At 35.8% G+C, this 23,432-nt stretch carries 17 protein-coding genes and 2 tRNA genes; 10 read left to right on the forward strand and 9 right to left on the reverse strand.

Annotation, left to right across the window (positions count from 1 at the left end; genetic code table 11):
* The first annotated feature begins 7 nt into the window (after positions 1 to 7).
* The 5 genes from E5D58_RS02795 (at position 8) to E5D58_RS02815 (ending at position 8,624) form a co-directional block, all read left to right on the forward strand.
* Positions 8 to 1,612 (forward strand): RagB/SusD family nutrient uptake outer membrane protein, encoded by a 1,605-nt coding sequence (locus E5D58_RS02795; RefSeq protein WP_136480295.1) that lies wholly within the window; start codon positions 8 to 10, stop codon positions 1,610 to 1,612.
* A gap of 13 nt (positions 1,613 to 1,625) precedes the next feature.
* Complete coding sequence (locus tag E5D58_RS02800) at positions 1,626 to 2,753, forward strand: SusE domain-containing protein (RefSeq protein ID WP_136480296.1); 1,128 nt, start codon at positions 1,626 to 1,628, stop codon at positions 2,751 to 2,753.
* 19 nt (positions 2,754 to 2,772) lie between these two features.
* Positions 2,773 to 4,458, forward strand: coding sequence for a SusE domain-containing protein (locus E5D58_RS02805; protein ID WP_136480297.1), 1,686 nt, complete (start codon positions 2,773 to 2,775; stop codon positions 4,456 to 4,458).
* A 93-nt stretch (positions 4,459 to 4,551) separates the two neighbouring features.
* Positions 4,552 to 7,905, forward strand: a complete 3,354-nt coding sequence (locus E5D58_RS02810; RefSeq protein WP_136480298.1) for an alpha-amylase family glycosyl hydrolase — start codon at positions 4,552 to 4,554, stop codon at positions 7,903 to 7,905.
* Positions 7,905 to 8,624: a hypothetical protein gene (locus tag E5D58_RS02815; protein ID WP_136480299.1), complete on the forward strand. Its 720-nt coding sequence runs from the start codon at positions 7,905 to 7,907 to the stop codon at positions 8,622 to 8,624. Before E5D58_RS02810 ends, E5D58_RS02815 begins: the two co-directional genes overlap by 1 nt.
* A gap of 97 nt (positions 8,625 to 8,721) precedes the next feature.
* Here the strand turns inward: E5D58_RS02815 and fsa are convergent, their stop codons facing one another.
* The 8 genes from fsa to E5D58_RS02855 form a co-directional block, all read right to left on the reverse strand.
* On the reverse strand, positions 8,722 to 9,378 hold the full coding sequence (fsa, locus tag E5D58_RS02820) for a fructose-6-phosphate aldolase (protein WP_136480300.1): 657 nt from the start codon (positions 9,376 to 9,378) through the stop codon (positions 8,722 to 8,724).
* 18 nt (positions 9,379 to 9,396) lie between these two features.
* Entirely contained in the window at positions 9,397 to 11,445 is a 2,049-nt protein-coding gene (locus tag E5D58_RS02825; RefSeq protein WP_136480301.1) for a transketolase family protein, read from the reverse strand.
* Positions 11,446 to 11,656: 211 nt separating this feature from the next.
* Positions 11,657 to 13,282, reverse strand: coding sequence for an AsmA family protein (locus E5D58_RS02830; RefSeq protein ID WP_136480302.1), 1,626 nt, complete (start codon positions 13,280 to 13,282; stop codon positions 11,657 to 11,659).
* Positions 13,283 to 13,423: 141 nt separating this feature from the next.
* A tRNA-Leu gene (locus tag E5D58_RS02835) sits at positions 13,424 to 13,505 on the reverse strand.
* A 1,100-nt stretch (positions 13,506 to 14,605) separates the two neighbouring features.
* Complete coding sequence (locus tag E5D58_RS02840) at positions 14,606 to 14,860, reverse strand: hypothetical protein (protein ID WP_136480303.1); 255 nt, start codon at positions 14,858 to 14,860, stop codon at positions 14,606 to 14,608.
* 13 nt (positions 14,861 to 14,873) lie between these two features.
* The gene (locus tag E5D58_RS02845) at positions 14,874 to 16,127 is read right to left on the reverse strand and encodes a type II toxin-antitoxin system HipA family toxin (protein WP_136480304.1); all 1,254 of its coding nucleotides are present in this window, start codon (positions 16,125 to 16,127) and stop codon (positions 14,874 to 14,876) included.
* A 3-nt stretch (positions 16,128 to 16,130) separates the two neighbouring features.
* Entirely contained in the window at positions 16,131 to 16,418 is a 288-nt protein-coding gene (locus E5D58_RS02850; protein WP_136480305.1) for a helix-turn-helix transcriptional regulator, read from the reverse strand.
* Between the two features lie 360 nt (positions 16,419 to 16,778).
* Positions 16,779 to 16,860, reverse strand: a tRNA-Leu gene (locus E5D58_RS02855).
* Between the two features lie 175 nt (positions 16,861 to 17,035).
* Between E5D58_RS02855 and E5D58_RS02860 the strand changes: the two genes are divergently transcribed.
* The 5 genes from E5D58_RS02860 (at position 17,036) to E5D58_RS02880 (ending at position 23,035) form a co-directional block, all read left to right on the forward strand.
* A complete protein-coding gene (locus tag E5D58_RS02860) occupies positions 17,036 to 18,424 on the forward strand; it encodes a dipeptidase (protein ID WP_136480306.1) in 1,389 nt (462 codons plus the stop codon).
* 92 nt (positions 18,425 to 18,516) lie between these two features.
* Entirely contained in the window at positions 18,517 to 19,377 is an 861-nt protein-coding gene (locus E5D58_RS02865) for a DMT family transporter (RefSeq protein ID WP_136480307.1), read from the forward strand.
* An 80-nt stretch (positions 19,378 to 19,457) separates the two neighbouring features.
* On the forward strand, positions 19,458 to 19,823 hold the full coding sequence (locus tag E5D58_RS02870) for a BlaI/MecI/CopY family transcriptional regulator (protein ID WP_136480308.1): 366 nt from the start codon (positions 19,458 to 19,460) through the stop codon (positions 19,821 to 19,823).
* A gap of 47 nt (positions 19,824 to 19,870) precedes the next feature.
* On the forward strand, positions 19,871 to 21,790 hold the full coding sequence (locus E5D58_RS02875) for a M56 family metallopeptidase (RefSeq protein ID WP_168796613.1): 1,920 nt from the start codon (positions 19,871 to 19,873) through the stop codon (positions 21,788 to 21,790).
* Positions 21,791 to 21,934: 144 nt separating this feature from the next.
* Positions 21,935 to 23,035: a DUF4407 domain-containing protein gene (locus tag E5D58_RS02880; RefSeq protein WP_136480310.1), complete on the forward strand. Its 1,101-nt coding sequence runs from the start codon at positions 21,935 to 21,937 to the stop codon at positions 23,033 to 23,035.
* A 5-nt stretch (positions 23,036 to 23,040) separates the two neighbouring features.
* On the opposite strand, the gene E5D58_RS02885 is transcribed toward E5D58_RS02880, so the two are convergent.
* Positions 23,041 to 23,319, reverse strand: a complete 279-nt coding sequence (locus E5D58_RS02885) for a hypothetical protein (RefSeq protein WP_136480311.1) — start codon at positions 23,317 to 23,319, stop codon at positions 23,041 to 23,043.
* Between the last annotated feature and the right edge of the window lie 113 nt (positions 23,320 to 23,432).

The following is a 23,432-nucleotide window of genomic DNA, read 5'->3' on the forward strand; positions in this document are numbered from 1 at the left end:
ATTAACTATGAAAACAAAATTTAAAATAAAAAACGTAATAGGTTTAGTTTGCCTTTCTGCAGTCGTGTTGTTGTCTTCATGCACAAACGATCTTAACATTACGCCAAAAGACGATCAAACTATTTTAAGTGAAGATTTATTTAAAGACGAATCTTCGTATAAACGCGTGCTAGGCGGTATTTATGCCAACTTAGCGCTAACAGGAACCGATGGACCAGAAAGTTCTAACTTAAAGAATATTGATGCTGGAACCAGCCAATTTGGGCGTGTATTATTGTATACCCAAACGCTTGCCGCAGATCAGATGATATGGTCTTACGAAAATGACCCAGGCACGAGAGAGATACAAAGAAATATTTGGACCGCTCAAAACCCTCTTTTATTAGGAATGTTTAGTAGAGCCCACCTATCTATTGCGCTTGCAAACAACTTCTTAAGAGAAACAACCGATGAAGCTCTTGATAGCAGAGGTGTTTCTGAAGCTACAAGGCAAAACATTGTGGCTTACAGAGCTGAAGCGCGTTTAATGAGAGCCATGGCTTACTATTATATGATGGATCTTTTTGGAAAAGCCAATTTCGCTGATGAGAACACCCCATTAAACTCGCAACCAGAAGTATATGAGCGCCCTCAATTATTTGCATTTATAGAAAGCGAATTAAAAGACATTGATGCTGACTTAGTAGCCTCAAGGCAAAATGAATACGGTAGAGCAGATAAATCTGTTGCCTATATGATTTTGGCAAAAATTTACCTAAATGCCGAAGTTTATATTCAAGAAAACAAGTACGCTGACTGTATTGCTTACTGCGAAAAAATCATTGACGGCGGTTACTCATTGGCGTCAAACTACTTACATAATTTTATGGCAGATAACAATACCAATTCGGCAATCAATGAAATTATCTTCCCTATTGTTTCTGATGGAGCAACCACACAAAACTACGGTCCTACAACCGTTATGATAAATGGTTCTGTGGGGAGCTTGGAAATAAATGGAGCTGAAGTTGGCGTTGGAGATAGCGGCTGGGGTGGTGCCTTAAGAGTTAGAAAGCAGTTTGCTCAATTATGGGATGCTTCATTTGCTAATGATACTCGCAACACCTTAATTATAGGAGAGCGACCTATAGATATTGATGATATTTCAAATAAAGACTCAGGATACATCATTCAAAAATACTCTAATGCGACCTCAACTGGAGATTTAGGAGTTGACAAAACCTTTGTTGACACGGATTTCCCGTTATTTAGATTAGCCGATGTTTATTTAATGTATGCAGAAGCTCATTTAAGAGGCGGCGGAGGTTCGCTTTCTACAGCTGTTGAATATGTGAATGCGCTTAGAACTCGAGCTAATAATCCAAATACGATTTCTTCTGGCGATTTAACCTTAGACTTTATTTTAGACGAAAGATCTAGAGAACTGCACTGGGAAGCACACAGAAGGCAAGACTTAATTCGATACAACAGATTTACTGGAGGTAACTACAACTGGGCCTGGAAAGGAAATGGAAGTAATGGTATAGCTATTCCAGCGCATTTTAATGTATATCCTATACCTGATGGAAGTAGAGCTGCTAATCCTAACCTAACCCAAAACACTGGGTACTAAAACAAGTTAAACAATGAAATATTTGAAAAACATATCAATATTAATGCTAACGGCATGTTTATTTGTGCTGGTTAGCGCTTGCGATGATGACTCTGAGAAGTTTGTCGCAACACCAACAGATGCTGTTCAATTAGCTGATTTAGAAATTACTGAAATAGAACTAGATCCTGTTAACACTAATAATCCTGCTGTTACCTTCAATTGGTCTAGAGCTGATTATGGACAACCTGCTGCAGTTAGATATAGTATTGAAATCGCGTCTGATGCTGATTTCGCAAATTCAACAGTTGCTACAACCATTACGGGCAACAATGCTGCTACATTATCTGTTGCAGAATTAAATTCTGCTGCTGGAACAGTTGGAGCTCCTGCGTTCGCTTGGAGCACATTGTACGCTAGAGTAACCTCGTCTTTGGGCACTCAGGAAGGCTTACCTGTAGATTCTAACGGTATAAGCTTTATGGTTTATCCCTATTTTAATTATCCATTTGATGATTTCTATTTAGTGGGTAATGGTACTGCTCCGGGTTGGAATAACAACTTGAATAATCCTGCCCTATTCAGAGATCAAGAAAATCCAAGATTGTATTATTACACTGGGTTTTTTAGTAATGATGATGGAGATTATAATAATGGTAGATGGAAAGTTTTAGAAGAAAGGGGGTTATGGCAACCTCAATGGGGTGTAACTGACGACGAAGGAAGTGATGATTTTAAGGCTGCTGGTGAAATAGCTGGTAACCCAGGAACTCAAGGAAGTGACCCTGGACGATTTGGAGTTGAAGCAACGGGTTACTATGAATTCACTTTTAATATCTCAACAAAAAAGTATACCACAAAACCTTTTGATGCTTCTGGAGCTACAGAATTCACAACCATAGCCATTCAAGGCTCTGCGGCAGAAACTACTGAAATGACCAAGTCTACTTTTGATCCCCATATTTGGAATATTCCAAGTATTAGATTAGTACCAGGAGACTTACAATTTTTAACTAACACTGGATCAACTTGGGGAGGTTCAACAGAATTTTCAGGTGTTGCCCAAGAAGGAGGAAGTACACCAGTTGTGGTAGAGGATGATTACGAAGTATGGTTTAACACATTAACTGGTCGTTATATCATGATTCCGTTGAATTTATAATCAATAAAAGTAAATTAAGATGAATACATATATTAAAAAATTGAGTTTTCTTTTGCTTTCACTAGCACTTGTTTTTACCTCTTGTGAAAACGAAGAAACACTAATACTTACTTCACCTGATCCAGCTTTAACATTACAGCAACCAGGTATTAGTACAGTATTCTTAAACTTTTCCCTTCCTAATAATCCAGCATTTACAATCTCATGGAATGATGATCTTACTGAAGGTGGGACTTATAATATTGAAATGGATACAGCATCTGATTTTGGAGCAGCTAGTACCATTGGAACTTCAGAAACAAATAGTTTTACAATGACTGTATCTGAATTCAATAATGCCATTGCTAATACAGGTGTGGAAACGTTTAAAGACATCCCTGTATACATGAGGGTTTTAGCAAACGGTACAATTTCAAATAGTATTTTAATGCTAGCAACAACCTATCCCGTTAATGCTCCTGTAATTACCGAACCTACTGATGGCGGTTCTTTTGTGCTTTCTATTGACAATAATAACGATCTTGCAACATCGGTAACTTGGACGGACCCTATTTTGGATTCATCATTAGAAATGGATATAGAGTATGTTGTTGAAACCGCTTTAGCTGGAACTGATTTCGCTTTACCTATTGAGGCCGGAAATATTAGAAACCTTGGCACAATTGATTTGACGCACGCCCAATTAAATGCAGCGGCTATTCAAAGTGGCATTGAGGCAGATACAACCGGCGACCTTGACATGAGAGTAACTGCTACAATAACTGATGTCGCAACAGGAAGTGTATTAGAAAGAATCTCTGATCCTATAAAAATCACAGTGTCTACCTATATGACATCTTTAGATTTATCTACACCTTGGGGTGTTGTAGGTTCTGGAGCAAATGATTGGGGAGCAACACCAGATTTACCATTCTTTACAACAGAAACTGAAGGTGTATTAGCTGCTTATGTAAACCTTATTGATGGAGAAATTAAATTCCGACAAAACAATAGCTGGGATGCACCAAATATTAACTATGGTGATAATGATAATGATGGCACTTTAGAAGAAGGCGGTGCTAACATTCCAGTAACCGCTGGATCTTACAAAATCACTATGGACTTAAACACATTAACCTATACCATAGAGCCTTTCTCTTTAGGTATCGTTGGAGGTGCTTATAATGACTGGGGAGCAACGCCAGATTTCATGTTAGATTATGATCAATATTCAGATGTTTTTAGAGGTATTGTAACCCTTATTGATGGTGAGATGAAGTTCAGAATGAATAATGATTGGGGAACTAACTGGGGTGATGATGGAGCTGATGGTACTTTAGATGAAGGTGGCGCTAATATTGTAGTAACTGCTGGAATATACATTGCTACCGTTAACTTAAACGAAATGACCTATACATTAGAACCTATTGATTACGTATGGGGGCTTGTAGGAGGCGCATATAACGAGTGGGGCGCAACTCCTGATGCACAGTTTAATAGAGATTGGTCTAGGCCTTTTGATGATATTTGGATTTTGAATGATGTAACCCTTATTGATGGTGAATACAAGTTTAGAGCCAATAACGATTGGGATGTAAATTATGGTGATGATGGCGGAGATGGTATTCTTGACGCAGGTGGTGCTAACTTAGTTACCACGGCAGGAACGTATTCATTTGTTCTTGATTTTAGTGATCCAACAAAACCCACCTACACCAAAAAATAGAATTAATAGCACAATAAAAAAGGCTGATTTAAATCAGCCTTTTTTTCCTAAAACTAGCTTGACTGCCAAATAATTGATGTTAAAAAAATAGTAATGATAAAGTTAATACGTTTTGCATTTACTCTAATTGGAGTATCTTTATTCGGGCAAGTCTCCATAACCCCAAATGCTTTTGAGGTAACGGATGAAATAACTATAACTGTTGATATTAATAGTTCAGCATCTGACTGTAATGGATTTAACAATCCAAATAAAGTATATATGCATTCTGGTATTGGCGATGATACCAATGCTTTTGGCTATGACGTTGTTGGAAACTGGGGAATAGACGATGGCATCGGGCAAATGACCAGTAATAACGACGGCACGTTTAGTATAACAATAACGCCATCTATTTACTATAATATAACAACAGAAGAGCAAAACTCGGCAACACAAATTGGTATGGTATTTAGAAACGAATCAGGCAATCAAGAATTAAAAGCTTCTGGGTGTAATGATTTCTTTTTTGACCTAGGTTCATTCCAATTGTTTCTAAATGCTCCAAGTAAAACAACTACACTGCTAAATGCAGGAGAAACCATTACCATAGAGGCAACTTCAAGTCTTACCGCAGACTTTACTTTGCTAGCAAATAATGCCATAGTCGATACCAAAACACAAGTAACTGCATACAATACAAATTATTCCGTTAATGAGACAACTAATTTTGAGTTAAAAATTACGAATGGTACCCAAACAGACTCCAAAACATTTCAAGCCATTGTAAAACCAACAGTAACAGAATCTCCATTACCAATTGGATTGTTAGATGGTATCAACATGAATCCTTCGGATAACACCAAAGCTACTTTGGTACTATTCGCACCTTATAAAGAATTTGTCCATGTAATTGGAGATTTCAATAATTGGACAATTGATGACAACTACATAATGCATAAAGATAGTAGTAAAGATCGATTTTGGATTGAACTTACTGGGCTCAGCCCACAAACAAATCACATGTACCAATATGTAGTAGACGCCAGCATTCGTATTGCAGACCCCTACTCGCATGTTATTTTAACAGAATCAAATGACCAGTTTATAAATGACATCACTTACCCAAATAGACCATTATATCCCACAGGAAAAACAAATCACTCAGTAACTTTATTAAGAACAGGAGACCCTTCTTATAACTGGGAGGTCACTAATTTTGTTAGCCCAAATAAAGACGACCTTGTTATCTACGAACTATTAATCAGAGATTTTGATGAACTGCACAGTTTCGATGCTGTTAAGAACAGATTAGACTATTTACAAAATTTAGGCATTAATGCCATAGAATTTATGCCGCTTAATGAATTTGATGGCAATGAAAGTTGGGGCTACAACCCGTCATTTCACATGGCATTAGATAAATATTACGGAACACAAAATGCCTTTAAAGCTTTAGTTGACGAGTGCCACAAGCGTGGTATTGCCGTAATTGTAGATGTGGTCTTTAATCATGCTTCAGGTCAAAATCCATATTACAGATTATGGAACACAGATAATGGCAACTACGGTGGAACAGCTTCGTCAGACAGTCCGTTTTTTAATCAAGAAGCCACACATAGCTATAGTGTATTCAATGACTTCAATCATAGCACACAAGCCACACGAGACTATGTAAAACGTGTTTCGCAGTTCTGGATAGAAGAGTATAATATAGACGGATACCGATGGGACCTCACCAAAGGATTTACCCAAAATTGCACCCCTAGTAATGAGAGCTGTACAGGGGCATACCAACAAGACCGCGTGGACGTTTTAAAATTATATGCCGATGACCAATGGGACATCAAAGACAACTTTTACGTAATTTTTGAGCATCTTGGAGGTATTACTGAAGAACGAGAGTGGGCTAACTATAGAATTGACGAAGGTAAAGGCATTATGCTTTGGAATAATCAAAATAACTCATATGGATTAGCGACATCTGGAAACGGCAGTGCTGATTTCGATAATATATCCCACAAGAAAAAAGGCTTTGATCAGGCATCTTCCTCCATTGGATATATGGAAAGTCATGATGAGGAGCGCATGATGTATAGAAACATTAATTCGTCGGAATCTAATGGTTCATATGAAGTAAAAGAGCTTAACACAGCACTTCAACGAACAGAAACAGCAGGTGCATTTTTCTTTACTGTACCAGGGCCAAAAATGATTTGGCAGTTTGGAGAGTTAGGCTATGACATTTCTATTAACAAAAATGGCAGAACAGGCAACAAACCCATTTTATGGAACTACTTTGATGAACCTGCTAGAAAAGCGCTTTATGATACTTGGTCTGAATTGATTCGACTGAAAAAAGAACAACCCATTTTTAGAACGGCTAATTTCTCTTTGGATACAAGCTCGGCAAATGGTTTAAAAACAATACATTTATCTTTAGACTCGGCTTCTGGTAATGACATAAAACATATTACGGTGATCGGAAATTTTGGGCTCACGGCTAGAAATATTGACCCTAAATTTCAACAAACAGGTACTTGGTATAATTTGTTAAATAGAAATATGCCGCTTGAAGTGACAAATCCAAATACTACTATAACTCTAGAACCTGGTACTTTTATTATCTATGGAGATAAGCCTTTTATAAACCCTGATGATACAGATAGTGATGGCGTTGAAAATGCCATTGACGCATGCCCAGACACCCCATTAGGTGCCACTGTAGATGCTAACGGATGTACTATTTTTAGCTTAGCTAAAAACAACTTCAAAATTCAAATATCAGGTGAAACCTGCAGAAACAGCAATAACGGGTTTATAGATATCACAGCTGTTGAAAGCTTAAACTACACTGTAAAAATATCTGGAAATGGATTTAGTAGCGAAGATCAATTCTCTAGTTCTATTATTAAGGACAATCTTGCTGCCGGAGATTACCAAATTTGTTTTACCGTAGATAGTGAGCCTGATTTTGAAATGTGTTTTAACGTGACTATCACTGAACCCGAAAATTTATCGGTTTTCTCAAAAGTTAGTAGTTCTAAAAAAAGTGTTTCTCTTGATATGAGTGGTGGAAATAATTATCAAATTACACATAATGGTACTAGCACGAGCACAACGGATTCTAAAATAGATTTAGAATTACACCCTGGAAAAAACACCATTCAGGTTAAAACAGATAAAGATTGCCAAGGCACTTACAACGAAACTATTTTTTATGGGGACACCATATTAGCCTACCCCAACCCTATAGGCACCAATAATATGCTTAATGTATTTTTAGGCGACTTGGACCAAGGGGCCGTACAGATTGAAATCTACTCAGTGTTAGGAAAACTTGTTTATAAGCAAGAAACAGCGAGTAAAAATATAAGAATCGATACCTCCCATTTCTCAAAAGGGGTGTATGTTTTAAAAGTAAGGACAGAATCTGTTCAAAACAGCTTTAAAATTATAAAGAACTAATGAAAACGTTTAATATATATATAGTAGCCGGCTTAATTTTAGGAAGCTCCATATTGGGTTGTAGCAGTAGTGATAGTCCTGCACCAGAACCCGAGCCACCTATTGAGGTAACACCACCAAGCGCTGCTACCTTAGTATTTCCTGAGGAAAACTCAGAGTGTACCGAAGGTTCAAATTTAACCAGTACAGAGAGCACCGTACTATTTAACTGGAATGATGCAGACAACACAGATTCGTATCAAATTTTTGTAAAAAACTTAGAAACTCAAACTACGAGTAATTATTCGTCAAATACGTCTGAAAAAAGTATTACCCTACTCCGAGGAACTCCCTACTCTTGGTATGTAGTTTCCAAAAATTCAAGTAATACCACTGCCAACAGTAGCATCTGGAAATTTTATAATGCTGGTGAAGCGGTATCTGCTCATGCACCTTTTCCTGCAGATATTATAAACCCAATTTACGATCAAACCTTTCCGGCTTCAACAACCCTTGTTACCATAGAATGGACGGCAGAGGATATCGACAACGATATAAAAGAATATACTATTTTGCTCGGTACTACACCTACTCCAGAAACAGAAGAAGCCACCACAGGAAATACAAGTTTATCAATTAGTGTAGTTGCTGGAAATACTTATTACTGGCGCGTTATTACCAAAGATGAAAAGAATAATAGTTCAGAATCACAAATTTTTAAATTCAATATAAAAAAATAAGTTAGTTAGTTTGTTGTTAATTGAAAAAGCTTCTCGAATTCAAGTAAAGTAAACTTGAAAAGAGAAGCTTTTCGTATTTTAAGGGATATAGTCGTTTCTAACTATTTCCTTTCTTGTAATCTTCTAAAAATTTAGCTAAACCGATATCGGTTAAAGGGTGTTTTAATAATCCTTTAATTGATGAAAGTGGGCCAGTCATCACATCACTACCAATTTTAGCACAGTCAATAACATGCATCGTGTGGCGAATTGATGCCGCCAAGATTTGGGTATTAAACCCATAGTTATCATAAATCTGTCTTATCTCGGCAATTAGATTTAACCCGTCTGTTGAAATATCATCTAAACGACCTAAAAAAGGAGATACATAAGTTGCTCCTGCCTTGGCAGCTAGTAAAGCTTGCCCGGCTGAAAACACCAAAGTTACGTTGGTTCTTATGCCTTTATCTGAAAAATATTTACACGCTTTAATACCATCGGCAATTAATGGTAATTTCACAACAATTTGTGGGTGCAACGCAGCTAAGGCTTCACCTTCTTTTACCATCCCTTCAAAATCTGTCGAAATCACCTCCGCACTAACATCGCCTTCAACAATATCGCAGATTTTCTTATAATGATTAATAATATTGTCTTCTCCTGTAATACCTTCTTTTGCCATTAATGATGGATTGGTTGTTACACCATCTAATACTCCTAAGGCTTGAGCTTCAGCAATATCCTCCAAGTTGGCTGTGTCTATAAAAAATTTCATAAGTCTTGTTCTTGTTTGTTATTTTGTTGTTACTGTTTTGCTCAAATAGGCTATCACTTCTTGACTCACCTTCTCTCCTGTAAAGCCAAATTTTTCATCAAGTACCCCAGCAGGAGCAGAATAGCCAAAGTGGTCTAAACCAAAAACCTTACCATGTGCACCAACTAAACCTTCTAAATTAACTGGCAATCCGGCTGTTAGCCCAAATAACGGCGTATTTTCTGGAATCACCTGTTTTTGATAATCTTCAGACTGTAATCTAAAAAGACCTTCAGATGGTACAGAGGCAATACTTACCTTTAAATTTTCTTTTGATTCAAGTATATCTGCCGCAGCAATAAGCGTGGCAACTTCTGAACCATTTGCAACTAGAACTACATCCGGATTTTCAACTTCTTTCACCAAATACCCGCCTTTTTCTGCTGCTAAGGCTTCCTGATACCTTGACTGTCCTTGTGCAGGTATATCCTTAATCCCTTGTCTAGATAAGATTAACCCCAATGGTGTACTATTGTTTTCTAAAGCCATTTTCCATGCCACACTGGTTTCAGCAGAATCGGCAGGTCGTAAGGCCAAGAAACTAGGTTTCCCGCTATGATTTTTTAATTTCTCTAATAATCGAATTTGTGCCTCTTGTTCAACAGGTTGGTGTGTTGGTCCATCCTCTCCTACTCTAAATGCATCGTGCGTCCAAACATATTTAACTGGCAATTCTTGTATACCACTTAAACGAATGGCTGGTTTCATATAGTCAGAGAATACAAAAAATGTAGCCACCACTGGAATAATTCCTCCGTGTAAGGCAATACCATTAGCAATACAAGCCATCGTTAATTCGGCCACACCTGCCTGTAAAAACGATCCACTAAAATCCCCTTTCTGTAGTGCCGAAGATTTCTTTAAGAAACCATCCGTTTTATCGGAATTAGATAAATCGGCTGAAGACACAATCATGTTTTCTACGTTTTCCGCTAAGTAAGCTAAAACATTGGATGAAGCAGCTCTTGATGCTAATCCTGCTTTGTGTTCAATCGATTCGAAATCTAGCTCTGGCAATTCTCCTGACAAGAAGAAATCTAATTTTTCTGCTAAAGCTATATTATCATTTCTCCATGCATTTATCTGTTCTTTCTTTGCGGCTGCAGCAGCCGTCTTTTCAGCAACTAAATTTTTATAAAATGCTTGAACATCATCAAAAATATCAAAAGGATTCTCTACATCTGCTCCTAAATTCAATAAGGTCTTTTCGTAATCTGCTCCTGTAGCGCCAATAGGCTGCCCATGTAACTCACAATGCCCTTCAAACATTTCACCATCTGCCGTTACACAACCTTTCCCCATTATTGTTTTTCCAATAATTAAGGTTGGTTTTTCGGTTTCGTTATTAGCATCTGTTAATGCTTTTCTAATCTCATCATGTTTATGTCCGTCAATGGTAACGACCTTCCAACCCCAAGCTTCATACTTCATGGCAGTATCTTCGGTAGTTACCTCATCGGTTGATGTTGATAACTGAATATCGTTTGAGTCAAAGAACATGATGAAATTGCTAAGACCTAAATGCCCTGCAATTCTCCCAGCTCCCTGAGAAATTTCTTCTTGAATACCACCATCAGAAATAAAACCATATACCTTATGATTCATCCAATCTCCAAAGCGTGCTTGTAAAAACTTTGCTGCAATGGCAGCACCAACACCCATAGTATGTCCTTGCCCTAAGGGACCTGATGTATTTTCAATACCTCTAGCCACATCTACTTCTGGATGCCCTGGTGTGATAGACCCCCATTGACGGAAATTAGCAACATCGTCTTTAGCATAATTCCCTAAAAGATAATACTGTGCATACATTAAAGTAGATAAATGCCCAGCATCCATAAAGAACCTATCTCTAAATGGCCAAGCCATATCTGTAGGATCGTAATTAAAAAATTCAGAATAAAGAATATGCATAAAATCTGCACCTCCCATAGGTCCACCCGGGTGACCCGACTTTGCTTTTTCTACCATAGCCACAGCTAAAGCTCTTATGTTATCTGCAGCCTGTTGATCAATTTGTTTGTTCATTTTTTTTAATTACGACGTTTATTTAATGTACTTTACACAAGGTATTTAAGCTATAAAACCTAATGATTTTGCAAATATATAATCTTTAAATCGTTAGGACTTAAAAAAGTAAAATTATTTAAACATTCCAACCGTTTCTAGAAATTGAATATGGAGGTAAGATTGAATAAAAAAAGCTTTTTCCCAATTAATTAAAAGCATGGGTAAACAATCATCTTTTTTTCTTTTTATGCTTGTCTTTGTGCAATAAATTTTGAATCCCTTTTTTGGGAACAATATAGGTAAACCCTTCAATCAATCCTTGGACTATATAATTTATTGGAGATCTGTAGATATTTCGGGGGTATGAGTAGGTAGCTGTACCATATTTTTTATCACCAGGCATATTTCGAGCGTGAATAGCTGCATTAGCAATAGCCGATTCAAATGTCTTCCGCTTGGGTTTATCATGTGGCTGTTCTTTAAGTACTTCTAATTTCAAATCTTGGTAATCAAAAACTAAATGGTTTTTAGACCGGATACTATCTGCTTTCATATGATACTTGATGCGCGCAATGTGCCCCGATAACATTTCAACCCCAACCAGAGGCTTTAAAGCACTATTAAAATCTGAAAATTTCATATGGTTCACTTCAACATCAAGTTCGAATACATCTTGATCATAAGGAGCAGTTAAATCAAAATTTAATACGGCTTTGTTTTCTAAATTGGTACTGATAGCAGCTCGCAATGACTCGACCTCTTTTTGGTGGTTCGCTTTATTGGTTACGCCCTCTATAATTCCATTTATATTTTCTAACACGATATACCCTGTTTTAGATTTATTTAACCCCAGCTCTCCATAAGACAGGGAGGAATTGGTTATTGTTAATGAATCTAATTCTAAATCCAAAGGAATAGCATTTACCATACCTTTAAACATAGGCTTTTTAGCATCTTTGGGTCTTGATAAATTTTTATTCCTTTGAAGTTTTATATTGAGTCCATCAATGGTTACAGATGTCGCATCAATATCTAATTCCGTATAAAACTCGGTAGAAGGTTCTAAGTTGTGAATTCCTATTTCTTTTACATCAAACTCAATTACATCATTTTGAAAGCCAATTTCATTACTAACAGCAACCCAACTTTTTGTATAGCCGAGTTCGACCTCTTGAAGCAAGACTTCCTTCTTTTTAAGATTGTAATTAAAACTTCCTAAGTTTAAGAAGGCACTATTACTTAATTGGATATTGACTCCTTCAATATTAACTTTAATATTTCCCATTTTAAAAGGAATAAGATGCGTAAACAGCAAGGCATCTGTTTCAATTTCAGTAGCTTCAATATCGACACGCTTAATATTACTAATGGTGTCCTTAGTTTGAGCATCGGTAAAAACTACTGCCCCTTGTTTTAAACTAAAACTTTTTAAATCTGCACGAGATAATATATCTCCAAACATGACCTGTAAGCCCTTACCTCCCTTATTTTTTGTGGTATCTTGGGCAACCTCGACTTTAAAAACTGGTTTATTAAAAGCAATCTCGTGAATATTTAGTCTTTTTCCCAGTAAGAATTGCACCCACTTAAATCCATTTAATGTGGCATAATCAACATGGCCTGTAACAACCGAACCACCTCTCCTATTTAAAGGTTCTATTTTTAACTCTGTAAGCGTAACTCCAGTAAAGAAATTATCGAGATTAAAATCCTCATAAATTATATTGTAAGAACGCTTAGGGTTGGTGTTGATTTGAGTCTCAAAGCTTGATTCTAGCCACATCTCTAACCCTTTAGAAATAATAACAAACAACAGCCCTATTATTAAAATAATTTTAAATAATTTCTTGATCATGTAATGAGATACATTTAAAAAATTAACAAATTGATACTGGCAAACATTAAGTAGCTAAAGCTAAGTTAAAGGTAAAATTATTTATGAGGAGAATATAATAAAAAAAGCCGAAGATTAACTTCGGCTTTTCCTTTTGTAAAGTGCGGGCGGAGAGACTCGAACTCTCACACCTCGCGGCACTAGATCCTAAGTCTGGCGCGTCTACCAATTCCACCACACCCGCTTTTTAAAAATTTAAGAACTTTTTCTTGTTTATATCCTAAGGCTAGCGGCACAATTTATCCGGAGATAAATGTTTTGGTTTTCAGTAATTTACATTTCATTGATTCCATTAAGAGCCCATTAAAACCATCTAAACTATACATTTGCCGTACCTATGTTGCACCTGTGTGATAAAATTATTTTTAACATGAACCTTTGTTTAGTTTAAGAGCTTAGAAACTCTACACATTGGTAATTTTAAAATCCTAAAACACGCTAGATATTTAATCTAAAAATTATCAGAAGGCAAAATTTCACCATTATCCTTAACAACAAAACTCCTATTAGAACTTCAAAGTTTTAATATTATCTCTCAAAACTATTTTGACGTAGTGCTTTTGAATATGGCCAAAGAAAGTTTACACTAAATATTATTTCCTTAAAAATCACAGTTTGCCTCAATTTCATTTTGCTTAATTATATGGAAGCTAAATAGAGAAATTGAAAACACATCCATAAATCAAGGTGTTTCCTTCTATTCTAATTTGTCCTTGATAACAAACAGTTAAATATGATTAGGTTTCAGCGCATAGACAGTTAAATAAAATGAAAAGCATAGCTAAATTTGTATTGGTTATGTGATACCTGTTTTCGATGATCCGCTTCATCCATTATAAACCCCTTAAAATGTGTAAGACAGCGTTTTGGTTTTTAGGGATTTTTGGGCAGGGACTCAAAAAGTCCTTGCCATAAATACCGTCAAGAAAACCAAGGTGGTGGCTTTCCACTTATAAGGCGGACTTAATCCCCTATTTTGGCTAGGGAATGTAGCGTTATTTCCCAGACCAAGCGGAAAGGGTTAGCAGAATGGAAAGCCGAAATAGAGGATTGTGTCCAAGACAATTGAAGTGAAGCCCTTTGCCCGGAATGTAATGTAGGGGAATGTGCTGAGTGGATTATGTTTTAATAATTTTATGAACCTATTTCACAAATTGCATTTATCAATAATTCAAATAAAATAATTCAGCAACTAAACAGTATCATTTTTATGGGATATTTGGGCAAGTACATAGGTAGGATACAAAGTTTCTTTTTTCCAATTCTTTCTCCCTTTTTCAGAAATCAAATGAAGATTTTTACGGGCTCTTGACCCAGAATCTTCTGAGTTTCTGAATTTCCTAAATCAACCATAACCATCAAATCATCCGTAGCATAACCTCTACTAGTGGTTTGAAAAGCAACTTCACATATTTTGTCTTTAGCCACGAGAGGCATTTCAATCCGAAGTATCATTACAAGAAGGTATGCAGCTTGCACATGATGCTGGTAAGTAGTTCCGCCACTTCCCATTGAAAACACACTCCCTGTTTTACTCATAATTCTATTGTAGTTAGGTTGTTTTAAATGCTCCTGCCATTAATTCCATTTCTAAATTTTTTATCCCCAACCTCTTAGCAACCGTCTTCCAATCCTGCACAACGGTAACAACCTCATTGATAATGCCATCCATTTCATCTTCGCTTAAGCGAAAAAATTCCCCAACACTCTTTGCTAGTTCAAAATCCAAGGAATTGTCATCCATATCTATATTGAGTGCCAACCCGTCCTTTTCAATGGAAGGGTTTAGGTCATAAGCAGGTGATAGTTCCCAACCTTTTTCGTTTAGTATGAATCCATGATTCCGTAGGTGGTCATCCGTGTTCGATATGGCGATATTGAAAACTATCCTGCGCCATAGTTGATGCAAATTGGATTCAACATTGGTTCCATAATTCTCGATGACGTCAACAATATCAAGATAACTTGCTGCTTTGGTTTTAAGCGTTTCCTCATTGTTTCCGGTCATTGTCATTGCCGATGCAAAATGGATCCGACCATCTACTGAACGGTCAAAACGTTTGGTGAGGAAGGTATGATAAGAGCTCGAAATCTTTTCGATTTTTGATTCGGCCATTTCTATACCGCAGGTGGTCGCCAATTTATAGGCCAGATATTCCCAGGCCGCCTTATCCAAAGTATCGGTCTTTGAAGGAAATTTTGCAATCCATAGACTTTTATCTATTCCTAAGATGTTTGCTTTTGGTCGTGCACCACCCAATGATGAACCTGGAGCTATTAATACGGCCAACCATTGTCTTGTTTCTTCATTTTGGGTATCGTTTTCAAGCTGTTCAACGGCTTTTTGTAAATCACCAAGGGAAGACCAAGGTGGAGTAGGGTTCTTGTCATCATCATCCAAAAATGGGCCTTTCATATCTGTCTTGAAGCGAAGTGCACCCATTCTACTTTCATCATAAACTCCTAGCAAATAGTCGATTTCGTACAATGTTCTTGCTTCTTCGTCACGCTCCCTTGCGTCTTGCGCTTCTCGCCGTTTCATCAGAGTCTTCCCCCAAGTGTCGGGCATACTGTCCAAGAATATTCCAAAATTTCCCTTATCGGTAGGATATTGAGGTCCTGAATAGAATGCAATATCTGGGTCAAGGCTTTGGTAAAGACCTTTGTCCAACCAATCTTTGTTATACTCAAAACTGAAGGCTTTTTTTGCTTTCGCGAAATGCGCCGATAGCACACCTACTTGAATTGGACCATTTAGTCCAACCCAGTCAGCATATACATAAATATCAAATTTTCCCTTTGCCATACCCTATAATAAATCCAAGTCTTGAAGTTTGCGACCGAATTCATCATCTTGGGCAATTTTTGAAAAATCGTTTTCAAGATTCAATACTCTCAGCACATTAAAATATAGGCCTATAGCCACCGATGAGTCGCCTTTTTCGATTCGATGCAGCGTAGCCCGGTGAACGCCCGCACGTTCCGAAACCTGTTCTGTTGTCAGCTTTCTGCGCTTACGAGCCAGTTTGATATTTTCGCCTATACCATCAAATATCTTCTGATATTTAGGAAGTATTATTGCTTTCTTTGAATTCATATTGTCGCTTATTAACGACAAATATAATGATTATGTTGTAAATAAGCGACATTTAAGAGTTTTGAATAAAAAAAGATCCGACATAAATGTCAGCTCTTCTCTAAAATTTGAAAGCTAATCACTCAATTCCTGAATCTAATTTTTAAGAATAGCGATGCTCTCTTTACAGTATTACTTCAGTTCTTCAAAAAATATGATATGAAAAGATAAATAATAACGCTTGAAGCTAAATGACATCAAACTACGAGGAATTAAATTTCAAGACAGAAAAGTCCAAAATGTTGTACCTATGTTGTACCCAAACAAAAAAAAGCTCCCCAAAATTGAGAAGCTTTTTTGTTTAAAATTGAATTTAAAAAGTGCGGGTGGGGAGACTCGAACTCCCACACCTCGCGGCACCAGATCCTAAGTCTGGCGTGTCTACCAATTCCACCACACCCGCTTTTTAAAAATTTTAAGAACTTTTTCTTGTTTAATTCCTAAGTCTAGCGTGTCTACCAATTCCACCACGCCCGCAAAAGGACTGCAAATATAAACAACATTTTTAAATTGCAAACTTTATGGTGTCAAAAAACTTCCTTTTTTATACTTTTGGTATTATTCTTTATTGTACGTCCATGAATCAAATACAAACATACATTGCCAAACATAAAAGCCGATTTATAACCGAACTTATTGAACTCCTAAAAATTCCATCTATTAGCGCCGATCCAGCCTTTAAAAACGAGGTTCTGAAAACCGCAGAAGCTATAAAAACGAGCTTACAGCAGGCAGGCTGTGACCATGTGGAGATATGTGAAACAGCTGGATACCCCGTTGTTTTTGGAGAAAAAATAATTAACCCGAGCTTACCAACTGTTTTAGTTTATGGGCATTACGATGTACAACCACCAGACCCCATCGATTTGTGGGATTCTCCTCCTTTTGAGCCGGTTGTAAAAACTACGGAAAGACATCCAGACGGCGCTATTTTTGCGCGTGGCGCTTGTGATGATAAAGGTCAACTTTATATGCATGTTAAAGCTTTGGAATTTATGACAGCCACCAACCAACTTCCATGCAATGTGAAGTTTATGATTGAAGGCGAAGAAGAAGTAGGTAGCGCAAACCTTAGCACCTTTATAAAACAGAATCATGAAAAATTAAAAAATGATGTTATTCTCATTTCAGATACAGGAATGATTGCCAATAACACCCCGTCTATAACAACAGGGCTCCGAGGTTTAAGTTATGTTGAAGTAGAGGTGACTGGCCCCAATAGAGATTTACACTCAGGACTTTATGGTGGGGCTGTTGCGAACCCAATCAATATTCTCACTACAATGATAGCGTCCTTACATGACGATAGCAATCGGATTACCATCCCAGGGTTTTATAATAAGGTTGAAGAACTCTCTAAAGCCGAACGGGCAGAAATGGCTAAAGCTCCTTTTTCGATAGAAAGCTATAAAAAAGCCTTAGATATTGATGACGTATATGGCGAATCGGGATACAGCACAAACGAAAGAAACTCTATAAGGCCCACTCTTGATGTTAACGGTATATGGGGTGGTTATACTGGTGAAGGCGCCAAAACGGTCATTCCAAGTAAGGCTTACGCAAAAATCTCGATGCGATTAGTACCCAATCAAGATTGGGAAGAAATAACAAAACTCTTTAAAACGCACTTTGAAAACATAGCCCCTAAAGGCGTTAAAATAAAAGTAAAACCACACCACGGTGGGCAAGGGTATGTAACCCCAATAAACAGTATAGGTTATCAAGCAGCAAGCAAAGCTTACGAGCAAACCTTTGGAAAAATACCTATACCACAGCGCAGCGGTGGCAGTATTCCTATAGTATCTCTTTTTGAACACGAATTAAAGAGCAAAACTATTTTAATGGGCTTTGGGTTAGATAGCGACGCTATTCATTCCCCAAACGAACATTTTGGTATTTGGAATTACCTTAAAGGCATAGAAACTATTCCTTTGTTCTATAAACATTTTACTGCCTTATCAAAATAACGAGCATTGTGTTATCTATTTATAGTTTTGCCTGAAAACGAAGTCTGCCAGAAATTAACTCTTACTATCGCTAGGATAAATTAGCGTATCTCATGAAAAACCAACATACCAATCACCTATTACTATTAGGCCTTGCAACCTTATTTATAAGCACATCAGGTGTACTAGGTAAATATATTGATCTACCAACACCTTTAATTATATGGTTTAGAAGTGCTTTAGCAGCAGTGTTTTTATTCTTATTCTGTAAATTTAAGAAGCTTAGTATTACGCTAAAATCCAGAAAAGATATGCCTACCATTATTTTAGGAGGTATATTGTTAGGTGCGCATTGGGTGACCTATTTCTTAGCTTTAAAATTGAGTAATGTTGCTATTGGTATGCTTTCCATGTTTACATTCCCTGTAATAACGGCTTTACTAGAGCCTTTTTTTACAAAAAAAAAATTAAATCCCATACATGTGCTATTGGGGTTTATGGTTTTACTCGGCATATACATCCTTGCTCCAGAAATAAATTTTGAGAGCACGTATTTGCGAGGCATACTCTTAGGGGTATTTTCGGCCTTCTGCTATTCTTTACGAAATCTTATTTTAAAAAGACATGTGTCTCAGTATAATGGTACCGTATTAATGATGCAACAATGCATCATAGTTACAGTGCTGTTAATACCTGTTTTAATCAATATAAATATGGAGCAGGTACGCACTCAACTGCCATTTCTTTTAATACTAGGTTTAGTCACCACAGCCTTAGGACATTCTTTATTTATAAGCAGTTTAAAGCATTTCTCGGTAAGTACAGCAAGTATAATAGGAAGCGCGCAACCCATTTTTGGAATCATCATGGCTTATTTTTTCTTAAATGAAATTCCTACCATTAACACCTTTATTGGTGGCAGCTTGATTTTGAGCACAGTCATTATAGAAAGTATTCGGTCTAATAAAGCATAGTCCACACTCTTTTACCTCTACACTTGTAGAATAAAAATATTTATTCTACATTTGTAGAAACAATTCTAACATTGTAGAATATGAAACTATCAAAAACAGAAGAGGACCTAATGAATCACCTCTGGAAACTTGAAAAAGCTTTTATGAAAGAGTTATTAGACGTTTACCCAGAACCAAAACCTGCTAACACAACCATTGCTACACTACTTAAACGCATGACAGACAAAGGTTTTATCGATTATAACCTGTTTGGAAAATCTAGACAATATTACCCTTTGGTAAAAAAGAAAGATTATTTCTCCAAACATGTAAATGGATTAATAAAAAACTTTTTTAACGATAGTGCGTCTCAATTTGCATCCTTTTTCACCAAAGAAACCAATCTAACAAAAGAGGAGCTAGAAGATTTAAAAGCCTTAATTGACAATGAGATTAAAAATAAATAGTTATGCTTTTACTCCTATTAAAATCCAGTGCTTGTTTAGCTACTTTTATGTTGTTTTATAAATTTTGTTTAGAACAAACGAGCGCACATACTTTTAAACGATTCTATCTAATTGTTACAATTTTAATTTCAATAGGTATTCCGTTTATCACATTTACTAAGTATATTTTGGTTGAACCCGTAAGTTTTGATACTAGCACAGAATTTATGAATCAATCACAAGTTTTCTCTCCAGAAATCATACAACCAAAAAATTATTTACCAACAATTTTATGGAGTATTTATGGTATTGGTGTTATTACTTTTTCGTATCGGTTTTTTAAAAATCTATATGAAATTGTTCAAAAAATAGAAAAAAGCCAAAAATTTAAAACTGATAGATTCAATATTGTGCTTTTAAATGATTTAATACATCCTCACACTTTTTTCAACTTTATATTCCTCAATAAAAGCAAATTCGAAAGCAACCTTATACCAACTGAGATTCTTTTGCATGAGCAAGTTCATGCTAGACAAAAACATGCCATAGATATCTTATTTATTGAACTGCTTCAAATAGTATTTTGGTTTAATCCTTTACTGTATTTTATTAAAAAAGACATAAAGCTTAATCATGAATTTTTGGCTGACCAAGCTGTTATTAAGAGTGGATCAAACATAAAGCAATACCAACAATTATTATTGGCATTCTCATCAAATGCCTCTCCAAATCAATTGGTAAATGCCATAAATTATTCATTAATCAAAAAACGATTTACAGTTATGAACGCAAACACATCAAAAACACAAATATGGGTTAGGAGTCTTATACTTTTTCCTTTATTAGCCATTCTAATCTACAGTTTTAGTGCTCACAAAAAAACAGAAAAATACATAGCTACAGAAAACCTAGAAATGCGTCATATTGCCAGAATTATTGAAGTGGAAGTATTTGAAAACGGCACTTATAAGATAGACGGTATTACTGCCACCAAAGCAACATTTGTATCAACAGTTAACAAATTACATCAAGACATTTCCCCCGAAATTCGTAATCAAATAATAAATATTCATGTTAACGACCAGAAAATAGTTTCAGATGAAGAAGTATGGTTTATTTACAATTCGGTTCTTGATTATGGCTTTCATCGCATTGTAACTTATAACCAAGAAATAATTCGTGCAAAAGGAAATAAACCTTTTGCTATTGAAAGTTCGGATAAACAAAATGGCGCTACTAAAAAGCAAGTGGATGAATATAATGTTCTAGCTAAAAAATATAATAAGAAACCTCAAAACAAACGCATTATCAAATTAAAAGACATAAAACGTTTGGAATATTTATTTAGTTTAATGAGCGAAAGTCAAAAAAATAATGCGCAACCATTACCTAATTATCCGCCACCACCTCCAAATTCTCCAAAAGTCAAAAAAGGAGAACAATCAGATATTCCTACTCCACCGCCATCAGCATCTAAGGTCAAAGAAAGTGAGTACTCAAAATTTCTAACACCTGCTAATCCAAGATTACAATTAGACCATACAAAGCAGCATAACACAAAGGAATCAAACTCTTCGCAAAAATATTACATAAATATTCTTATATATGAGAGTGGAGATATATTCGTAGATTCTCAAAAAGTTAATTTAAATACACTTTCCCATAAAATTATTGAAATAAAAAATCAATTTATAGATGAAAAAATCATAGACAAAGGATACAATTTCAGAATTAAAGATAAATTATCTATCAAGGTTAAAATTGAAGGACATACTACTGGAAAATATTTAGTTAATCTTAGAAATGAAATCAAAAAATCTAAACTTTTAATTTCTTCTATTGAGGCCGATTCTGCTTCTCAAATTCAAGATTTTATCAATAGAAAACAGAGCATTACTCCTACTCAAGACACTGTATATAAATACAAACAAACTACTAAAATCAGTATAGATACAATAAAAAGAAGTACAGAAAAGAAAAAAAACTAAAACAACTTCTTTAACAAATCATAATAATATTTTTATCTGACCTGTTAGGTTTTAAAAACCTAACAGGTCTTTTTTTGCTAAAACATGTAACATATCTATGACTTTAACGTTCTAATAGTCAATCATCAATCAAAATAAACACCAATGTTAAAGCAATTTTTTATTATCTGCTCTGGGGCAGATACCGATGTTTTGGAACAATGTTCCAAAGGAGAACAAAATAAATACGCTGGAATAGGAGCTACCGTTTTTTTTACTGCCATCATGGCTTTTATAGCTTCAAGCTATGCTCTATTTACCGTTTTCGATACGATATATCCCGCTATCTTTTTCGGACTTATCTGGGGCCTTCTCATATTTAATTTAGACCGTTTTATTGTATCTACCATTAAAAAAACTGGAAATACCATTAACGAACTTATTCAGGCCTCTCCAAGAATAATTTTGGCTATTATAATTGCGATAGTCATTTCAAAACCATTAGAATTAAAACTCTTTGAAAAAGAAATCAATCAAGTACTTTTAGAACAGAAAAATGAAATGACCTTGGCTAACAAAAACCAAATTTCAGAACAGTTTACACCAAAAATTCAAGCAGTCAACAATGAAATTAATCTTCTAAAAAATGAGGTTTATAGAAAAGAGGCTGAAGTTAACAATTTGTATAATACCTATATTGCTGAAGCCGAGGGCACATCTGGAACAAAATTATTGGGTAAAGGTCCCGTCTATAAAGAAAAACGAGAAAAGCATGACGCGCTCTTGGCAGAACTAAATCAACTCAAAGCAGACAACAGACTAAAAATAATAGCTAAAGAAAACGACATTACTTACTTAAAAAGAAATTACAACTTAGAGGTTGGTAATTCGCAACCTATTATTAATAACTTCGACGGCTTAATGGCCCGCGTGAATGCCTTAAACCACTTACCATGGCTTCCATCATTCTTTATATTCTTGTTGTTTTTAGCCATCGAGACCTCGCCTATTATAGCCAAACTCCTTTCTCCAAGAGGTGCTTACGACCTTAAGTTAGAGGATAATGAAACCGCTTTAAAAACAAATGTTATTCAAAACGGCTATCAAAGAGATGCAATACTTAAGGCCGAATATAACATAAACGATCGTATATATCGCGACATCAAACAAGAGGACGATTTATATAACTATAAACGAAAAAAAGCACGTGAGCTTATGCAACTTCAAGCAGATGCATTTTACAAACAACAAAAAAAGATTCTTTAAAAATATTAGGCAGCTGTGCTTGTTTTGAAATGATCGTAAAGTTCTTTACAACCATAACCAATAATTGAAAATCGCTTGTTTTTCATGAGTGCCTCTTCATGCAGTCTAGCAATAGCAGACACACCAACTTTGTCCATACTTTCAATATCCTTAATACTAATAGTAAGATCGTCTACCTTATCAAAAATATCATTAAACTTATTTTGAAATAGGTCAATACTGGTCTTATTAAGAACACCTTTTATTTTAAAAAAATTGTTGCAGTTAGTAATTTGTAAATCCATAATTAAGTAATTTTAAAAGGTTAATAGCTAAATTTGAGGGAGAACAATCCTATGATTGCGAGTTAAAAGTAAAAAACTTAACGTGTTAGTACACAATTTTTTCGACAAATAGA

Origin of the sequence: Cognatitamlana onchidii, assembly GCF_004804355.1 — a bacterium.
Lineage (GTDB): Bacteria > Bacteroidota > Bacteroidia > Flavobacteriales > Flavobacteriaceae > Cognatitamlana > Cognatitamlana onchidii.